Source organism: Brevundimonas sp. AVps5, from assembly GCF_058681515.1.
The window spans coordinates 1,078,935-1,097,008 of the sequence record NZ_CM178740.1; the positions used below are offsets into that span (position 1 = coordinate 1,078,935).

The window sequence follows — 18,074 nt, forward strand, 5'->3', positions numbered from 1 at the left end:
GCTCGCTGAACCGGAACCCCCGTCCATGATTCAGCTGTCGCGCTGGAAGATCATCCTGGTCGTGCTTGCGCTCGTCTTCGGCGTGCTGCTGGCCTTCCCGAACGCCCTGTCGCCGGCCCAGCGCGCGTCCTTGCCGGGCTGGCTGCCCAAGAACGCCCTGAACCTGGGTCTCGACCTGCAGGGCGGATCCTATCTGCTGCTGGAAGTCGACGTGGCCGCGATGCGCACCAAGCGCGTCGACAACCTGATCGAGGATGTCCGTGTCACCCTGCGCGGGGACGGGATCGCCACCAACCAGATCTCGCGCGAAGCCGGGGGCGCGATCATCACACTGGCCGACCCGACCCGTCAGGACGCGGCCTATACGGCGCTGCAGGGCCTGATCGGCCCGGTGAACGCCAGCGGTGCCGCGGAACGTCAGGTCCAGCGCGTCGGAAACGACCGCGTTCGCCTCGCCTTCACCCAGGCGACCCTGGATTCGATGGGCGCGACGGCGGTGGACCAGTCCATCGAGGTCGTGCGCCGCCGCATCGACAGCCTGGGCACCCGGGAACCCTCCATCACCCGCCAGGGTGCCGAACGGATCGTCGTCCAGGCCCCCGGCGAGAGCGATCCCGCTGCCCTGGAACGGGTCATCGGCCAGACGGCGCAACTGACGTTCCAGATGGTCGATGCCGAGAACTCGGTCGAGGACGCAGTCGCCGGCCGCGTGCCGCCGGATTCGCAACTGCTGCTGGGTCCCGACGGGATCACCCCCTATCTGGTCAAGAAACGCGTGCTGGTCTCGGGCGAGAACCTGACCCGGGCGACGGTCGACGCCGATCAGAGCGGCCGGCCCGCGATCGGTTTCCGCTTTGACAGCCGTGGTGGAGCCCGGTTCCGTGAAGCGACCACGGCGAATATCGGCAAACCCTTCGCCATCATTCTGGACGGCAAGGTCATTTCGGCACCGACGATCCAGACGCCCATTGTCGATGGATCCGGTCAGATCACCGGCAATTTCTCGATCCAGGAGGCGTCCGAACTGGTGAACCTGCTGAACGGCGGCGCCCTTCCGGCTCCGCTGTCGGTCGAGGAACGCCGCACCGTGACCGCCGAACTCGGCGCCGATGCGGTGGCCGCCGGAGCCCTGTCGACCGCGATCGGCTTCGTCATCATTCTGGTCTTCATGATCCTGTCCTACGGCTTGCTGTTCGGCGGCATCTCGGTGCTCGGCCTGCTGTTGAACGGCCTGCTGATCGTCGCTGCGATGTCCTTGACCCAGGCTACGCTTACCCTGCCAGGCATTGCGGGCCTGATCCTGACATTCGCAGTGGCGGTGGATGCCAATGTGCTGATCTATGAGCGGATGCGCGACGAAGCGCGGGCTGGGCGCTCGGTCATCGCGTCGATGGACGCAGGCTTCAACAAGGCCTGGGGCACGATCCTGGACGCCAACCTGACGACTTTGGTAGCGGCCCTGATCATGTTCATCTTCGGTGCCGGCCCTGTGCGTGGCTTCGCCTGGACCCTGACCATCGGGGTGTTCACCTCGGTGTTCGCCTCGGTGCTGGTGGCACAGGTGCTGCTGGCTTACTGGCTCAAGACGGCCAGACCCAAAAAACTGCCGATCGCGGAGTGATTGCGATGAGCTGGTGGCCCCTGATCAAGATCATTCCGATCAAGACGAACCTGCAGTTCGTCCGCTTCTCCAAACTCTTCGGTGCCCTGTCGGCGGTGCTGTGCATCGCGTCGATCGTCAGTGTCTTCTATCCCGGCATGAACATGGGGATCGATTTCCGAGGCGGCGCGGCGATGGAGCTGACGACCACGGACGGTCGGACGCTGGACCTTGAGCAGGTGCGCGGCGCGGTCGACACCCTGGGGATGGGCGATGTCGGCGTGCAGGGCATTGACGACGATTCCAGCGCCATCCTGAGATTCCAGATTCCGGAGGGCGAGGCCCAGGCCGCGACCGTGGAGCGGGTCCAGAACGCCATAAGCGCCGAGGTCGGCGAGCTCACCTATTCCGGCGTCAGCATCGTCGGGTCAAAGGTCTCGGGCGAGCTGTTCGTTTCCGGGCTCATGGCCCTGGGTGCGGCGATCGTGCTCATGTTCGCCTACATCTGGTTCCGGTTCGAGCCCCAGTTCGGATTCGGTGCCGTAGCCGGACTGATCCACGACGTGATCCTCGTGTTCGGCCTGATCGTGCTGTTCCGGCTGGAGTTCAACCTGAACATGGTCGCCGCCATTCTGACGGTTATCGGCTATTCGATGAACGACACCGTCGTCGTGTTCGACCGTCTTCGCGAGAACCTGCGCAAGTACAAGACCATGCCGCTGCGCGAGGTCATCGACCTGTCGATCAATGAGACCCTGTCACGGACCATCATCACCGGGATCACGGCGATCATGGTGCTGGCGGCCCTGGCCGTCTTCGGCGGCGTCGCCCTGTTCGGATTCTCCATCGCCCTGATGGCGGGCATCATCATCGGCACCTATTCGTCGGTTTATGTGGCCGCGCCGATCATCCTGCTGTGGGGCGTCAAACGGGGCGAGTTCGCCGAGGACGCCAAGCCGATCAAGCTGGGCATGGCATCGCGGCCGTAGACATCGTTTCCTCCCTGTTCGCTGCTTGGCAAACGGGGAGGTGGCAGCGAGTTCTTGCGAGCTGACGGAGGAGTTCTTCGTGCGGCAAGAACCCCTCCGTCTCTTCGCTTCGCTACGAGCCACCTCCCCATCGCTTCGCGACAGGGAGGAGACAGGCTAGGGTGAGCGACAAACACCGACTCGGGGGGACCGAACACATGGCCAATCTGCTTTCGAATTTCAGGAACACACTGATCCTCAGCCTCGTGCTGGCGGCGGTGATGATCTTCGCCTTCTTCCGGATTGCGGAGGTCGACGCCTTGCAGTTCTGGCAGGCGGTGGCCCGCTGGTTCCACGTCGGCTTCGGCATCCTGTGGATCGGGCTGCTGTACTATTTCAACTTCGTCCAGATCCGCGTCATGCCGACCATCCCGGGCGAGCTCAAGCCGGCCGTGACGAAATACATCGCGCCGGAAGCCCTGTTCTGGTTCCGCTGGGCGGCCCTGTTCACCGTGCTGGCGGGCGTCGCGGTCATGCTCCTGAAGGGCCACGTCTATTCGATGGAGGTCCTGAGCTTCGGCTTCGCCGGGGGTCTGGTCCAGGGCGATCAGGGCTTCGCCCTGATGGGTGTCGGCGTCTGGCTGGCCATCGTGATGTTCCTCAACGTCTGGGGCATCATCTGGCCGAACCAGAAGCGGGCCCTGGGCATCGTCGTGGTCGACGACGACAAGAAGGCGAAGGCCGGGCGCATCGCCATGCTGGCCAGCCGCACCAACCTGCTGCTGAGCCTGCCCATGCTGACCTCCATGGCGATGTACCAGACCCTGTTTGGCTGATCCGGCTACCAGTCTCGACGATCAGGTCCGCGAGGCCGATCCCGACCGCTGGCTGTCCAGCCGGTTCGTCGGCGATGCGCAGGTGCGCGCGGACCTGATCGCGCTCTACGCGTTCGAGGCGGAGCTGATGAGCATCCCCACACGGGTGACCCAGCCCCTGTTGGCCGAGATGCGTTACGCCTGGTGGCGTGAGCAGATGGACGGCGTGTTTTCAGGGACCGCGAGGAAGGGCCATCCCGTGCTGGAGGCCCTGACCGATCTGGTCGCGCGTCGCAGCCTGGACCGCGGACCGTTCGACGCCCTGATCGAGGCGCATATCGACAGGGTGAATGGCGAGCCGCACGATCTGGATGCCTTCTATGTCGGGCCGATGCAGGCTGCTGTGCGGGTGCTGGCCGGAGCGGGCCATGAGGCCTCCGTCGCCGACGCCGGACGGGTCCGGGGGCTGTTCCAGGTAGGCCGCAAGGATGAGGCAGCCGCCTTGCGGCCGGCTGCGAATAGGGCGCTCCGGAACCTTCCCGCCGTGGCCTTTCCAGCCGTGGCGCACGCGGCGTTGACGACCGGGGCACCGGATTCAGTCAAACGGCTGAATTTGATCTGGGCGACGCTTAGGGGACGGATCTGATGGCGGTGACCGGGACCGATGTCGTCATCCTCGGCGGGGGCCACAACGGGCTGGTGTGCGCCTTCTACCTCGCGCGGGCCGGTCTGAAGGTCACGGTGCTGGAGCGGCGCGGCGTCGTCGGCGGAGCGGCGGTGACGGAGGAATTCCATCCCGGATTCCGCAATTCGACCGCCAGCTACACCGTCAGCCTGCTGAACCCGAAGGTGATCGGCGACATGGACCTGGCCCGCCATGGGTTGAAGATCGTCGAGCGGCGGATGTCGAATTTCCTGCCGCTGGACGGGGACTATTTCACGGCGGGGGAGGGGCGGACCCAGGGGCAGGTGGCGCGGTTCTCGGCGCGGGATGCGGAGCGGCTGCCGGAGTATGAGGCACGGCTGGAGGCGGTGGCGGCGGTGCTGCGAGCGCTGGTGCTGGAGACGCCGCCGAATCTTCCGACCGGCGGCTGGCTTGAGGCCCTGCCGGAGATGCTGAAGTCAGCGTCGCTGGCGAAACGGCTTGGCGGGCTGGATCTGACCGGACGGCGCGATGTGCTGGACCTGTTCGCCAAGTCGGCAGGCGACTGGCTGGACGGCTGGTTCGAGAGCGATCCGATCAAGGCCCTGTTCGGGTTCGACAGCGTCGTGGGCAACTACGCCAGCCCCTATACGCCCGGGTCCGCCTACGTCCTGCTGCACCACGTCTTCGGCGAGGTGAATGGGCGCAAGGGCGTCTGGGGCCACGCCATCGGCGGCATGGGGGCGATCACCCAGGCCATGGCGGCTGCCTGTCGCGAACAGGGTGTCGAGATCCGACTGGAGACCGAGGTCACGGAAGTCCTGACCGAAAAGGGCAGGGCGGTCGGGGCGGTGACGACGGCGGGTGACACGGTGCTCGGTCGAGCCGTCGTGTCGAACCTGCATCCGCGGTTGCTGTTCGAACGCCTGGTCGATCCGGCCGTCGTCCCGGCGGATTTCACCGAGCGGATGAGCCGCTATGCCTCGGGCTCGGGCACCTTCCGCATGAACGTCGCCCTGTCGGAATTGCCCCGCTTCACGGTCTTGCCGGAGCCCGGCGATCACCACACGGCCGGCATCATCATCGCGCCCAGCCTGACCTATATGGACCGGGCCCATGCGGAGGCGCGGCTGACCGGCTGGTCGTCACGGCCGATCGTCGAACTGCTGATCCCGTCGACCCTGGACGACAGCCTGGCCCCGCCGGGACAGCATGTCGCCAGCCTGTTCTGCCAGCACGTCGATCCGATGCTGGGCGACGAACACCGCGAGACGGTGGCCGACCTGATGATCGAGACGGTCGAGGCCCACGCTCCGGGCTTCAAGGCCTCGGTGCTGGGGCGGCTGGCCTTGGGCCCGCGCGATCTGGAGCGGCGCTTCGGTCTGGTGGGAGGCGACATTTTCCATGGCCGTCTGACCCTGGACCAGTTGTTCAGTGCCCGGCCGGTGCTGGGGCATGCCGACCACCGGATGCCCGTACCCGGCCTCTATCTGTGCGGATCAGGGGCCCATCCGGGGGGCGGGGTCACCGGCGCGCCGGGCCATAACGCGGCGAAGGCCGTGCTGAAGGACCTTAAACCTGGGCGACGCCCAGCGCCTTGAACAGGGCCGCTCTCACGACGTCCTCGGTGAAGGGCTTCTGGATCGTGGCCTGACCGCGCCATTGCTCGGGCAGGCCGCCCTCGCCGTAGCCGGTCGAGAAGACGAACGGGATGCCCTTGGCGGTCAGCGCTTCGGCGACCGGGAAGACCAGCTTGCCCGCCACGTTCACGTCCAGCAGGGCGGCGTCCAGCAGGGGATCTCCGGCGACGATTTCCAACGCCTCGTCGACCGTGGCGACGGTGCCGACCGCCACCGCGCCCATGTCTTCGAGGATGGTCTCCAGCAGCATGGCGACCAGCGACTCGTCCTCGACCACAAGGATGCGGCGGCCCGTCAAACCCTCAGCCATGCTGTTGCCTGTCCCTATCGAGTGGAATGCAGAATTCTGCTATAAAACAGTCGCTTGCGTAGCCATTTTTGACTTCGCTCGCCAGATCGTGACGGACGTTCCAGGCCCGGCCCCGGTCGGTCTGCCGGTGAAGACCTCGAAGATCTGCTGCTGCATCAATCTGTCCCGCGTCATGCCGACCACGGCGAGACAGGCGGCGCTCATCCCGGCGTAGCGCCGATCAGGCGTCGGCGGCATACAGGGGTTGCTCCAGGCCTCGAAGGTCGCCGCCAGGTCTATCGTCTGATCAAGTGCCCGCACGCGTGACGTCTCCCCCAATCCGAACGAGCGCTCAGCCCGAGTTTTGGTTCCCGACCACGGTGATGATTGTTTCAAGAACCCGTGCAGTTAGGATCGCCGGATGTTCCTCGCAACTCTTGCCCTGACCGCCCAGATGACCCTGTCACCCGTCCCTCCGGCCAATCCGCAAGTCCAGGTGGCGCAAGGATGGCTGGTCGGGCTGCAGGCCGACGACATCGATTCCTTCAAGGGAATCCCGTTCGCCGCGCCGCCTGTCCGGGCCCTGCGCTGGCGTCCGCCGCAGCCGCCTGCCGGGTGGACGGGAGAGCGGGATGCGAGCCGCGTCGGCGCGATCTGCATCCAGGCGCCGGCCAACGGCGACCCGGGCGTGGGGCCGGGACCGGCGAGCGAGGACTGTCTGACGCTGAACGTCTGGCGACCGTCGGCGTGGGCCGCCGAGCCGCTGCCGGTGATGGTCTGGATTCACGGCGGCGGATACAACAACGGGTCCGGCACGCCGCCGCTCTACGACGGGGCGAATCTGGCGCGACGCGGCGTGGTGGTGGTGACGATCAACTACCGGCTCGGGCGGCTGGGGTTCTTCGATCATCCGGCGCTGGCGTTCGAGCGCCGGTCTGACGAGCCGGCCGGAAACTACGGGGTGATGGACCAGATCGCGGCCCTGGAATGGGTACGCGACAATATCGCGTCGTTCGGCGGTGATCCGGGGCAGGTCACCCTCTTCGGCGAGTCGGCCGGAGGGGTTGCAGTCGCCCAGCTGATGGTCGCGCCCGCTGCGCGCGGTCTGTTCCGGCGCGCCGTGATGCAGTCGGCTCTGGGGCGGCAACGGTCGGCGCTGTTGGCCGACGACCGTCCGGGGCGCCCCTCAGCCCAGTCACTGGGTGTCGCTTTCGCGCGGTCGGCGGGGTTGCCGGATGCGACGGCGGACGACCTTCGTGCCTTGCCCGCCGAGCGGTTGCTGTCGCCGATGCCGGCCTTGTACAGCGACAATCTCGTCGTCGACGGCACGGTCGTGCCCGAGGATGTGGTCGAGGCCTTCGCGGCCGGACGGCAGGCGCGCGTCCCTCTGATGATCGGGACCAACAGCGCCGAGTTCTGGTGGATCCGGCCGACGGACGCCGGTGCCTATGGCCGGACCGACGACGCGATGACCGACGCTGAGTATGACGCCCTGGTCGCTGCCTATTCCGGTCAGGCGGGCTATGACGCCCATGTGGTCAGCGACCTGATCTTCAACGAGCCGGCGCGACATCTGGCGCGACTGCATGCGCGAGCCGGACAGCCGACCTGGCTCTATCGGTTCGACGTGGTGCCCGGGTCGAACCCGGAGCCGAGCGGCGGCGCGACCCACGCGTCGGAGCGGCCCTATGTGTTCGACAATCTTCACACCGTCGGGCGGCCGATGGGCGAGCGGGACGAACGGGCGGCCACGGCCATGGCCGACTACTGGACCAGTTTCGCGAAGGCGGGCGATCCGAACGGCGGCGACCAACCGGCGTGGCCCGAGTTCGGCGCCGAACCCGACCGGCTGCTGGAGTTCACCAACGACGGCCCGGTCGGGAAACCGGTCCCGTTCCCCGAGCGGCTCGATCTGATCGAGCAGTTCTACGCGCGGGTCCGGCCCTAGAGGCAGGCGCCGTTGGTCCTGATCGCCTCGGCGTAGAGCAAACCCGAATCCTTGATCGTCCGCTCCTGGGTCAGGAAGTTGACGTGGGTGATGCCGAACCGCTTCGAATAGCCCAGTGACCATTCGAGATTGTCGAGCAGCGACCAGGCCATATAGCCCTCAAGCTTCACACCCTTGCCGAGCGCGTCATGGGCCGCCTTCAGATGGTTCCTCAGATAGTCGACGCGCATCGGGTCGTGGATGCGTCCGTCGATGGCGTGGGGCGGATCATACCAGGCCGAGCCGTTCTCGGTGATCATCAGCGGCAGGCCATGGGTCTGTTCGTGGAGCCAGACCAGGGTGTCGGTCAGGGCAGGGGGATAGACCTCCCAGCCGGTCTCGGTGTGAGCGTGCTGGACCTGTTTCACCGGCCGGGCGCGGACGGGCCAGGCGTCGGGCGCGTTCTCGGGCACCGCGCGGGTGTACCAGTTCAGACCCATCCAGTCGGTCGGCGTGGCGATCAGGTCGAAGTCTTCGGGCGGGAAGTCGCGCATGGCGTCGCCGTAGACTTCGTGCAGCTCCGCTGGATAGCCGCGGCCCATCAGGGGATCCAGGAACCAGCGGTTCATCTGGGCCTCGGCGCGCTTGCGCGCGGCCTCGTCCTCCGGCCTGTCGCTGGCCGGGTATTTGGGCTCGATGTTGAGGACGATGCCGATCCGGCCTTCGCCGACTTCGCGGAAGCGACGAACGGCGGCGCCGTGGGCGCGCAGGACGTTGTGGCCGGCGATGACGGCCTCGTAGTGGGACCTGTGGCCGGGGGCCAGGGTGCCGTGAAGGTAGCCGCCGTCGACGATGACCCAGGGCTCGTTGATCGTGCCCCAGGTCTTCACCCGACCCTTGAATCGTTCGAACAGGACCTGGCCGTAGTCGGCGAACCAGTCGGCGATGTCGGGGTTCAGCCAGCCGCCGCGATCATCGAGTGCCGCCGGAAGATCCCAGTGATAGAGGGTGCACAGCGGCTCGATTCCCGCCTCGATCAGGGCGTCGATGAGGTTGTCGTAGAACCGGAGCCCCGCCTCGTTCAGCCGCCCCGTGCCGTCCGGCATGACCCGGCTCCAGCTGACCGAGAACCGGTAGGCCTTCAGGCCCAGCCGCTTCATCAGTTCGACGTCCTCGCGCCAGCGATTGTAATGGTCGCAGGCCACGTCGCCGGTGTCGCCGTCCTTCATATTGCCGGGAATGTGGCAGAAGCGATCCCAGATGGACTCGCCCGCTCCGTCCGCCATGGACGAGCCCTCGATCTGATAGGCAGCCGTCGCCGCGCCCCACAGAAAACCATCTGGAAACTGGTAGTTGGCGATCATCGAAAGGCTTTCATCAGGGGTCGGAACGAAGGCTTCAGCGGGGAGCCGGGGAGCGATGCCGTGGGGTCACGCCCGGAGAATTCCGTCGCGTGACCAAACTAGGGCACTTGCGGGGTGCATTACCAGTGTGCGATGTAACCGATTACAGAATTTTGTCGACGGACCTTCGATAAAGAAGGCCGGTACGATCGGGACGTTTCAGGACACACACGTGAATCGCAACTTGACCCACAGCCCAGACGGCCGTGCGCCGATCGGCCCCGCGGCGTGAAGCCGGCGACGATCCGTGACGTGGCGGAGCGCGCCCGGGTTTCCGTGGCCTCGGTATCGCGCGTCCTGACGGGCGCCGGCGCCGTGACGGAGCCGACCCGGCTGAAGGTCCTGGAGGCCGTCGAGGCCCTGTCCTATGTCCCCCATTCCGGCGCCCGGAGCCTGTCGACCAGCCGGACGGACACGGTCGGCGTCATCCTTCCGGATCTGTTCGGCGAGTTCTTCTCGGAGTTGATCCGCGGCATGGACCTGGCCGCGCGGTCGCTCGGCTATCACCTGATCGTCTCCAGCTCGCACGATGACGCGGAAGAGGCGTCCGCCGCCATTCGCTCGATGCGTGGCCGGGTCGACGGCCTGATCGTGCTTTCGCCCCATCTCGACGCCGCCAACCTCGCCGCCGGCCTTGCGGGCCGCACGCCGATCCTGCTGATGAACGGCGGCGCTGACGCCGGCCGGGCGTCGATCGTCGTCGACAATCACGGCGGGGCGGTGCTGGCGGTCGAGCATCTGTTGGCCACGGGTCGCAGTCGTATCGCCCATATCGCCGGTCCCGCCGGCAACCTGGAGGCCGAGGCCCGACTGTCGGGCTATCTGGAGGCCATGGCGCGGGCGGGCCTGCCGACCTCGGTGGTCGAGGGCGCGTTCACCCAGGCGTCCGGCCATGCGGCAGGCGTGGAACTGGCGCGGCGCGGACTGCGCCCGGACGCCGTCTTTGCGGGCAACGACAACATGGCCGTCGGTGCGATGCTGGCGCTTCAGGACGCGGGTCTGCGCGTCCCGGAAGACATCGCGATCGTCGGCTTTGATGACATTCCGCTCGCCGGCCTTGTCCGACCCGGCCTGACCACCCTGAGAATCCATATTGCCGAAACCGGTCGGAGTGCGCTCGAGCGCCTCGTCCGCCTCATCAACGCAGCGGGCGAAGCCGTCGCCGACACCGCCTGCGAGATCGTGCGCCCTGAGCTGGTCGTACGCCCGTCAAGCCAGTCGGCGACACCGGACCAGGTCCAGACACACTCCGGCGGACGCCTTCGCGCCCTTGCCGAAACGCCATCTCTGAAGGGGGAGAATTCCTGATGAACCGCAAATCCACCGAATATCTGGGGGCCGCCTCGGCGCTCGCCATGGCCGTCTCTCTGGCCTGTGCCGGCGGGGCGTCGGCCCAGGGTGCCACCTCGACCCTTCGGGGAACGATCTATGAAGGCCAGGCGGTCGAGACCGGCGGCAGCATCACGGCCACCGAGGTCGCCACCGGCTATGTCAGCCGGGGCCGGATCGGTGCCGACGGCGGCTATGTGCTGTCGGGCCTGCGCCCCGGCACCTACCGCATCAACGCCACGTCGGCGGACGGCCAGACGGTCGAGGACCTGATCACCATCTCGCTGGGCCAGGTGGCCACGCTCGACCTTGATGTGACCCCGATTGTAACCGGTTCCACGGATGGCTCCCGAGTGGACGATGTGATCGTCACCGGCCGGCGACTGCTCGAGGTTCGCACCTCGGAAGTCGCGACCAACGTCAGCCAGGTCCAGATCAACAACCTGCCGCAGATCAGCCGCAACTTCCTGAACTTCGCGGCCCTGGCGCCCGGTGTGCGGGTGACCGAGGGCGAGACCGAGCGCACCATCTCGGCCGGTGGCCAGGGTGCATCGGCGATCAACGTCTTCATCGACGGGCAGAACCAGAAGTCGACCATCATCGACGGCGGTGTCGGCGGTCAGGACGACAGCCGCGGCAACCCCTTCCCGCAGGTGGCCATCCAGGAGTTCCGGGTCATCTCCCAGAACTTCAAGGCCGAGTATGAGCAGGCCTCGTCCTCGATCATCACCTCGGTGACGCGTTCCGGCACCAACGAGTTGAGCGGTGACGCCTTTGTCACCTACCAGGACAGCGACTGGACAGCGGAAGACTACCAGGGCCGCGCAGTCGGCGTCGAGCGGCTGCAGTACGGCGGTTCGGTCGGCGGACCGATCATTGAGGACCGGCTGCATTTCTTCGCTGCCTATGAGCGCAAGGATGAGACCCGCTACAACACCGTGCAGTTGTTCCGCGCGGCCTATGCGCCGCTGTTCGGTGCTGACACAGGCGTGTTCGAAGCTCCGTTCGAGGAAGACCTGTTCTTCGGCAAGCTGTCGTGGTCGATCGACGATCGTCAGCGGCTGGACCTGAGTGCCACCTATCGGACCGAGGCCGACATTCGCGACTTCGGAGGCAACAGCGCCTACAGCCGCGCCAACGAAATCAATACGGACGTGGCCTCGGTCGTCCTGCGCCATCAGTACCAGGGTGAAGGTTTCCTGAATGAGGCACAGTTTGATTTCTATGAGTACAACTACAATCCGACCGCTCTGAACTTCTCTGACTACGGCCGGTCCTACGTCATATTCCGGGACGACAACGGTGCTCCGGGCTTCCAGTACAATGTGTTCAACCGTGAAGACACGGTGTTCAACGCCGGCGGCCAGAGCAACAATCAGGATATCCGCCAGCGCAGCTTCACGGTCCGGGACGACCTGACGTTCAACGACATCGACTGGAACGGCCAGCACACCATCAAGATGGGCGTCAAATTCTCTGCCCAGAACATGTATGTGAACAAGCAGTTCGGCCGGAACCCGCAGTTCATGTTCGACGTCGACGCGCGTCCGGAAATCAACGGCAACCGCGACATTCCGGTCCGTGTCGAACTGGGCGCACGTGTCGCTCCCGCCGATGTCAATAACAATGTCTTCGGCCTCTATATCCAGGACGACTGGCAGATTTCCAGCCAGCTGGAGATCAACCTCGGCCTGCGCTGGGACTATGAGGATAATGCCGTCAACAACGACTATGTGACGCCGGCCGCGATCCGCGACACGCTGAACCGGATCCAGGCCCTGCCGGGCTACGACTTCCCATCCTACTTCAATCCGGCGGACTATATCACCGATGGCCGCGACGCCTTCACCGGCGCCTTCCAGCCGCGCATCGGCTTCTCGTTCGATGTCTTCGACGACGAGCGGACGGTGATCTTCGGCGGTGCCGGCCGCTACTATGACCGGGTCGGCTTCAACTTCGCCTTCGATGAGCGCTTCAAGCCCTTCCAGTTCAACAAGGAGATCTTCTTCTCCGTGGCCGGCGGCATGCGCGGCGGCGTCAACACCGTCGCCTGGAGCCCGACCTATCTGACCCCGGCCGGGCTTGATCCCCTGCTGGCCGCGACGCCGGGCTCGGGCGAGATCTTCCTGCTCAACAATGAGATGGAGCCGCCCCGGACCGATCAGTTCAACTTCGGCGTCCGTCAGAAGTTCGGCGATTTCCAGACCGCCCTGACCCTTGCCTATGGCAAGACCGAGAACCTGTTCGCCTGGTATATCGCCAACGCCGGGTCGGAGACGGGCAACCGCTTCTCCGGTCCGACCCCCGGCTCGGTCGGCCATCCCGAGTTCCGCAACCTGATCTTCTTCGGCAACAACGATGCCGAACAGACCTTCAAGGCCCTGTATCTGACGGTCGACAAGCCGTTCGACAGCGACAGCGGCTGGGGCATGCAGTTCACCTACACCCTGTCCGAATCCGAGCGGAACGGCAGCCGTGACGGCGGCCTGACCGGCTTCGACTTCGACTACAACCGTCCGGGCCTGTCGCCGACCTTCCCGACCAACCAGGACGAACGGCACCGGATCGTGGCCACGGGCATCGTCGCCCTGCCTTACGACTTCCGCCTGTCGGGCATCCTGACGCTGGGATCGGGCCTGCCCTTCCACCAGTTCGTCTGCCCGACGGCGTCCAATCCGGACATCTGCTGGAACGGTGGCCGGCCCGGGAAGGAGGATTTCATCGTCTCCAACGCCTTCTCCTTCCGTCAGATCGACCTGCGCCTGACCAAGTCGTTCGACGTCTTCAACGGCCAGTCGGTTGAGCTGATCCTCGACGCGATCAATGTGTTCAACTTCGAGAACTATTCGAACTTCGAACAGTGCCTGTGCTCGGCGCAATACGGCGAGCCGCGGGGTCAGTATCTGCCGACCCGCAGCGTCCAGCTGGGCCTGCGCTACCGCTGGTAGCGGTCTCCTGAGACTGGCGGCCGTCCCTCGATCCTGTCGGGGGGCGGCCGATTTTTTTGACGCGCGCGAGTTTTGCGTATGAGGATGGAGTCCATGGATCGTCGCCGGTTTCTTATGGGTTCCACCGCCGCCGGCGCGGCGAGGCTTGGGCTGTCCGGAATCGGGGTCGCCGGCCTGGTCGACGTCAGGGGCGGGTCGGCGCCGACTGTCGATCCCGAGATTGATGAGCTTCAGCGGCGGACCTTCGACTGGTTCGTCCACGTCACGGATCGCGAGACCGGCCTGACGCCGGATCGCTGGCCGACCGAGTCCTTCTGTTCGGTCGCGGCCGTGGGCTTTGCCCTGGCCTGCTGGCCTGTGGGGGTGGAGCGCGGCTGGATGACCCGGGCCGAGGCGCGCGAGCGGACCCTGATCACCCTGCGTTTCTTCGCCGCCCTGCCGCAGGGCCCTGAGCCGACGGGCATGGGCGGCTACAAGGGCTTCTTCTACCACTTCCTCGATATGAAGGCCGGCCAGCGGTTCGGCACGACCGAGCTTTCGACCGTCGATACCGCCCTGCTGCTCGGCGGGATGCTGTTCGCGGCGCGGTTCTTCGACGGTCGCCATGCCGGGGAGGTCGAGATCCGTCAGATCGCCCAGACCCTGTACGAGCGCGTGGAATGGGACTGGGCCATGGTGCGGCCCAACCGTATCTCGATGGGCTGGCATCCGGAGACGGGCCACATCCCGCATGACTGGTGGGTCTATAATGAGGGAATGCTGGTCCTGCTGCTGGCGATCGGCAGTCCGACACATCCGGTCCCGGCCGGGGTCTGGGACGAGTGGGTCCATGCCTACGAGGAGAGCTGGACCGACCGCTGGGGCGACTGGCACCTGCAATTCGCGCCGATCTTCGGCCACCAGTATAGCCATGTGTTCGTCGACTTCCGCGGCATCCGCGACGCCTGGATGCGGGGCCAGTCGATGATGACGAGCCAGTCGCTCGACTATTTCGAGAACAGTCGTCGCGCCGTCCACGCCCAGCGCAAATACGCCGTCGACAATCCCGGCGGCTGGGACGGCTATTCGGCCGACATCTGGGGTCTGACGGCCTGCGACGGACCGGGCGACTTCAAACAGGTCATCGACGCGCGCGAGCGCGAATTCTTCTCCTACTCGGCGCGTGGCCCGGGCGATCGCGACGACGGCACCCTGGCGCCGACGGCGGCCATGGCCAGCTATCCGTTCGCGCCGGTCGAGGTGACCGCCGCCCTGAAGGCGATGAAGACCCGCTACGGCGACGACATCTACACGCGGTGGGGCTTCCTCGACTCGTTCAACCCGACCCTGACGGAGCGGGAAGGGCGGCTGCAGCACGGGCGGATCGTGCCGGGCGTGGGCTGGGTCGACAGCGACTATCTGGGCATCGACCAGGGACCGATCGTGGTTATGATCGAGAACGGCCGTTCCGAACTGGTCTGGCGTCACATGCATGGCGAGCCGAACCTGAAGCGCGGACTGCAACGGGCCGGGTTCACCGGCGGCTGGCTGGAGGCATGATCCATCGCCGGTCCGCGCTGGGACTGATGGCCGGGGCGGGCAGTCTGGCCCTTTCCGGGAGCCTGGCCGGGTGCGGCCGCGAGGACGGGATCACCCGGTTGACCTTCTGGGCCATGGGCAATGAGGGGACCCATGTGCCCGATATCCTGCCTGCGTTCGAGGCGGCCAATCCGGGCATCAAGGTCGTGGTCCAGCCCCAGCCCTGGAGTGCCGCACACTCCAAACTGCTGACCGCCTATGCGGGTGGCTCGCTGCCCGACGTCAGCCAGATCGGCAACACCTGGGTGGCGGAGCTGGCGGCCATCGGCGCCCTGTCGCCGACGCCGGAGGCCGCCGCGGACCTTCTGACCGATCAGTTTCCAGCGGTGCTGGAGACGAATGCGATCGCCGGCCGGGCGATGGCGACACCCTGGTATGTCGATACGCGGCTGATCTTCCTGCGCACCGATATCCTGGCCCGTGCCGGTTACGACGCCATGCCGACCGACTGGGCGGCGTGGAAACGGGCGATGCATGCGGTCAAACGCGTATCGGGCGACGGAAACTTCGCAATCCTGTTGCCGGTCAATGAGTTCGAGCAACTTCTGACCTTCGGTCTACAGGGCGATCAACCCTTGCTCCGCGACCAGAACACGCGTGGCAATTTCTCCAGCCCGTCCTTCCAGGCCGCGCTCGCCTTCTACAAGAGCCTGTTCGACGAAGGCCTCGCCCCCCTGGCCTCCGCGGCGCAGATTTCCAATGTCTGGAACGAGTTCGCCAGGGGCTATTTCACCTTCTACTTCTCCGGCCCCTGGACCATCGGCGACATGAAGACCCGGCTGCCGGCCGAGGTTCAGCCGCACTGGACCACGGCCGGGGTGCCCGGTCCGACCGGCCCCGGCGCCTCGGCCCCCGGCGGGTCGTCCCTGGCCGTGTTCCGCTCGTCGCCGCATCAGGAGGCGGCCTGGAGACTGGTCCGCTATCTGTCCGATCCGGCGGTGCAGGCCGGGTTCAACGTCATCTCCGGCGACTTGCCGGCGCGCCGTTCCGCCTGGGCCGCGCCGAAGGTGGCGTCCGACCCCTATGTGGCCGCCTTCAACGGCCAGCTGGCGCGCGCGAAAGCCGTCCCCAAGGTGCCCGAGTGGGAGCGGATCGTCACCGAGATGCAGATCGTGGCGGAGCGGATGGTGCGCGGCGAGTTCACCGTGCAGCAGGCCGGCGCCGAGATCGACCGCCGCGCCGATCGGCTGCTCGAGAAGCGCCGCTGGATGATCGAACAGGGGCGTGCGGCATGATCTCTCGCCGGGAACGCGCCGCCTGGGGCTTCGTCGCCCCGTCGCTGATCGCCATCGCGGTCTTCTTTGTCATTCCGGTCGTGTCGTCGATGCTGCTCAGCCTGACCGACTTCGACATCTATGCCTTGGCCGATCTGCGCAACATGCGCTTCGTCGGCTTGCAGAACTACGAGCGGCTGCTGACCCATCCGCTGTTCTGGCAGGCGATGACGAACACGATCTGGTTCAGTGTTCTGGGCGTGCCCCTGGCCATCATCGCCTCGCTCGGGGCGGCCATCATTCTGAACGCGCGGACGGTAAAGTGGCGGCCGGTCTGGCGGGTGATGTTCTTCGCTCCCTATGTGACGACGCTGGTGGCCACGGCGGTGCTGTGGAACTATCTTCTGCACACCCGCTACGGCGTCATCAACTGGATGCTGACCAGCGTGGGCCTGCCCGCGGTCGACTGGCTGGGGAACCCCGACACCTCGATTCCGGCCATCCTGATCTTCGTCGTGTGGAAGATCTTCGGCTACAATATGTTGATCTTCCTGGCGGTCCTCCAGACCGTGCCGGACGACCTCTACGAGGCCGCGCGGATCGACGGTGCCGGCCCATGGGCGCGGTTCACCAACGTGACCCTGCCGGCCATCGCGCCGACCCTCTTGCTGGTGTCGATCATCTCGGTCGCGGGCTTCTTCCAGCTGTTCGCCGAGCCCTATGTGATGACCCAGGGCGGCCCCGCCCAGTCGACCGTGACGGTGCTCTACTTCATGTACGAAGAGGGCTTCAAATGGTGGAACCTGGGCTCGGCCAGCGCCGTCGCCTTCATCCTGTTCCTGTGCATCTTCGCGGTGACCATGGTGCAGCTGGCCGTGTCGCGGCGGCTGGGCGGAGACCATACGTGAAGCCCCGGACCCTGCTGCTGAACCTCGGCGTGGCCCTGATCGGCTTGATCGTCCTGTTCCCGCTGCTGTGGATGCTGTCAGTCAGCTTCATGGCGACGGGCGAGGCCGCCGTCTTCCCGCCGCCCCTGCTGCCCCGCGCCCCGACACTGGAGCATTACCGCGACCTGTTCGTGAACCAGGGTATGGGCCGCTACATGTGGAACAGCTTCGCCCTGGCGACCCTGGCGACCGGGCTGGCGTTGGGATTTACCGTTCCCGCCGGCTATGCCTTCGCCAAACTGACCTTCAAGGGGCGGGACCGGCTGTTCCAGCTGCTGATCGGCGCCCTTGTCATCCCGGCCCAGATCGGCACCCTGCCGCTGTTCCTGATGCTGAAGTCGATGGGGCTGGTGAACACCTATGCCGGGGCGCTGGTGCCCTGGCTGGCGTCGATCTTCGGCCTGTTCCTGGTGCGCCAGTACGCGCTGTCGATCCCGGACGAGATGCTGGAGGCCGCGCGCGTCGACGGCGCGACCGAAGGCCAGATCTTCCGCCGCATCGTCCTGCCGACCCTGACGCCGATCCTGGTGACGCTCGGGCTGTTCGTCTTCCTGGGCAGCTGGAACGACTTCCTGTGGCCGCTCATTATCCTGACCGACCAGTCGAACTATACGCTGCCGGTGGCGCTCGCAGCCCTGTCGCGCGAACATGTGCAGGATGTCGAGCTGATGATGGCGGGCGCCGTGATCACGGTGGCACCGGTGTTGGTCCTCTTCCTGGCGCTGCAGCGGTTCTACATACGCGGCATGCTGGCGGGCAGCGTAAAGGGTTGA

15 protein-coding genes are annotated in these 18,074 nt (G+C 66.1%); 12 read left to right on the top strand and 3 right to left on the bottom strand.

The window, feature by feature from the left end:
- Positions 1-25: 25 nt before the first annotated feature.
- The 5 genes from secD to ACW18A_RS05455 all read left to right on the top strand — a co-directional run bounded on the left by secD (position 26) and on the right by ACW18A_RS05455 (position 5,627).
- Positions 26-1,621, top strand: coding sequence for a protein translocase subunit SecD (gene secD / locus ACW18A_RS05435; protein ID WP_492023782.1), 1,596 nt, complete (start codon positions 26-28; stop codon positions 1,619-1,621).
- Positions 1,621-2,589, top strand: coding sequence for a protein translocase subunit SecF (gene secF, locus ACW18A_RS05440; RefSeq protein WP_492024341.1), 969 nt, complete (start codon positions 1,621-1,623; stop codon positions 2,587-2,589). The genes secD and secF overlap by 1 nt, the downstream gene beginning before the upstream one ends.
- A 197-nt stretch (positions 2,590-2,786) precedes the next feature.
- The gene (locus ACW18A_RS05445) at positions 2,787-3,404 is read left to right on the top strand and encodes a hypothetical protein (RefSeq protein ID WP_492023783.1); all 618 of its coding nucleotides are present in this window, start codon (positions 2,787-2,789) and stop codon (positions 3,402-3,404) included.
- Complete coding sequence (locus ACW18A_RS05450; protein WP_492023784.1) at positions 3,397-4,029, top strand: squalene/phytoene synthase family protein; 633 nt, start codon at positions 3,397-3,399, stop codon at positions 4,027-4,029. The genes ACW18A_RS05445 and ACW18A_RS05450 overlap by 8 nt, the downstream gene beginning before the upstream one ends.
- Positions 4,029-5,627 (top strand): phytoene desaturase family protein, encoded by a 1,599-nt coding sequence (locus ACW18A_RS05455; protein ID WP_492023785.1) that lies wholly within the window; start codon positions 4,029-4,031, stop codon positions 5,625-5,627. Before ACW18A_RS05450 ends, ACW18A_RS05455 begins: the two co-directional genes overlap by 1 nt.
- On the opposite strand, the gene ACW18A_RS05460 is transcribed toward ACW18A_RS05455, so the two are convergent.
- Positions 5,599-5,976, bottom strand: a complete 378-nt coding sequence (locus tag ACW18A_RS05460; protein ID WP_492023786.1) for a response regulator — start codon at positions 5,974-5,976, stop codon at positions 5,599-5,601. The genes ACW18A_RS05455 and ACW18A_RS05460 overlap by 29 nt on opposite strands.
- Positions 5,977-6,015: 39 nt before the next feature.
- A complete protein-coding gene (locus ACW18A_RS05465; protein ID WP_492023787.1) occupies positions 6,016-6,276 on the bottom strand; it encodes a hypothetical protein in 261 nt (86 codons plus the stop codon).
- A 100-nt stretch (positions 6,277-6,376) separates the two neighbouring features.
- On the opposite strand from ACW18A_RS05465, the gene ACW18A_RS05470 reads away from it, so the two are divergent.
- Positions 6,377-7,903 (top strand): carboxylesterase/lipase family protein, encoded by a 1,527-nt coding sequence (locus ACW18A_RS05470; RefSeq protein WP_492023788.1) that lies wholly within the window; start codon positions 6,377-6,379, stop codon positions 7,901-7,903.
- Here ACW18A_RS05470 and ACW18A_RS05475 read toward each other — a convergent pair.
- The gene (locus tag ACW18A_RS05475) at positions 7,900-9,246 is read right to left on the bottom strand and encodes a GH1 family beta-glucosidase (protein WP_492023789.1); all 1,347 of its coding nucleotides are present in this window, start codon (positions 9,244-9,246) and stop codon (positions 7,900-7,902) included. The two genes, ACW18A_RS05470 and ACW18A_RS05475, sit on opposite strands and share 4 nt — an antisense overlap.
- A 267-nt stretch (positions 9,247-9,513) precedes the next feature.
- Here ACW18A_RS05475 and ACW18A_RS05480 point away from each other — a divergent pair, with 267 nt between their 5' ends.
- From ACW18A_RS05480 to ACW18A_RS05505, 6 genes are all read left to right on the top strand, one after another.
- Positions 9,514-10,593 (top strand): LacI family DNA-binding transcriptional regulator, encoded by a 1,080-nt coding sequence (locus ACW18A_RS05480; RefSeq protein ID WP_492023790.1) that lies wholly within the window; start codon positions 9,514-9,516, stop codon positions 10,591-10,593.
- Positions 10,593-13,562, top strand: coding sequence for a TonB-dependent receptor (locus tag ACW18A_RS05485; RefSeq protein ID WP_492023791.1), 2,970 nt, complete (start codon positions 10,593-10,595; stop codon positions 13,560-13,562). The genes ACW18A_RS05480 and ACW18A_RS05485 overlap by 1 nt, the downstream gene beginning before the upstream one ends.
- 93 nt (positions 13,563-13,655) lie before the next feature.
- Entirely contained in the window at positions 13,656-15,101 is a 1,446-nt protein-coding gene (locus ACW18A_RS05490; RefSeq protein WP_492023792.1) for a glucoamylase family protein, read from the top strand.
- On the top strand, positions 15,098-16,375 hold the full coding sequence (locus tag ACW18A_RS05495; protein WP_492023793.1) for an extracellular solute-binding protein: 1,278 nt from the start codon (positions 15,098-15,100) through the stop codon (positions 16,373-16,375). Before ACW18A_RS05490 ends, ACW18A_RS05495 begins: the two co-directional genes overlap by 4 nt.
- Positions 16,372-17,262: a carbohydrate ABC transporter permease gene (locus ACW18A_RS05500; protein ID WP_492023794.1), complete on the top strand. Its 891-nt coding sequence runs from the start codon at positions 16,372-16,374 to the stop codon at positions 17,260-17,262. The genes ACW18A_RS05495 and ACW18A_RS05500 overlap by 4 nt, the downstream gene beginning before the upstream one ends.
- Positions 17,259-18,074, top strand: a complete 816-nt coding sequence (locus ACW18A_RS05505; RefSeq protein WP_492023795.1) for a carbohydrate ABC transporter permease — start codon at positions 17,259-17,261, stop codon at positions 18,072-18,074. Before ACW18A_RS05500 ends, ACW18A_RS05505 begins: the two co-directional genes overlap by 4 nt.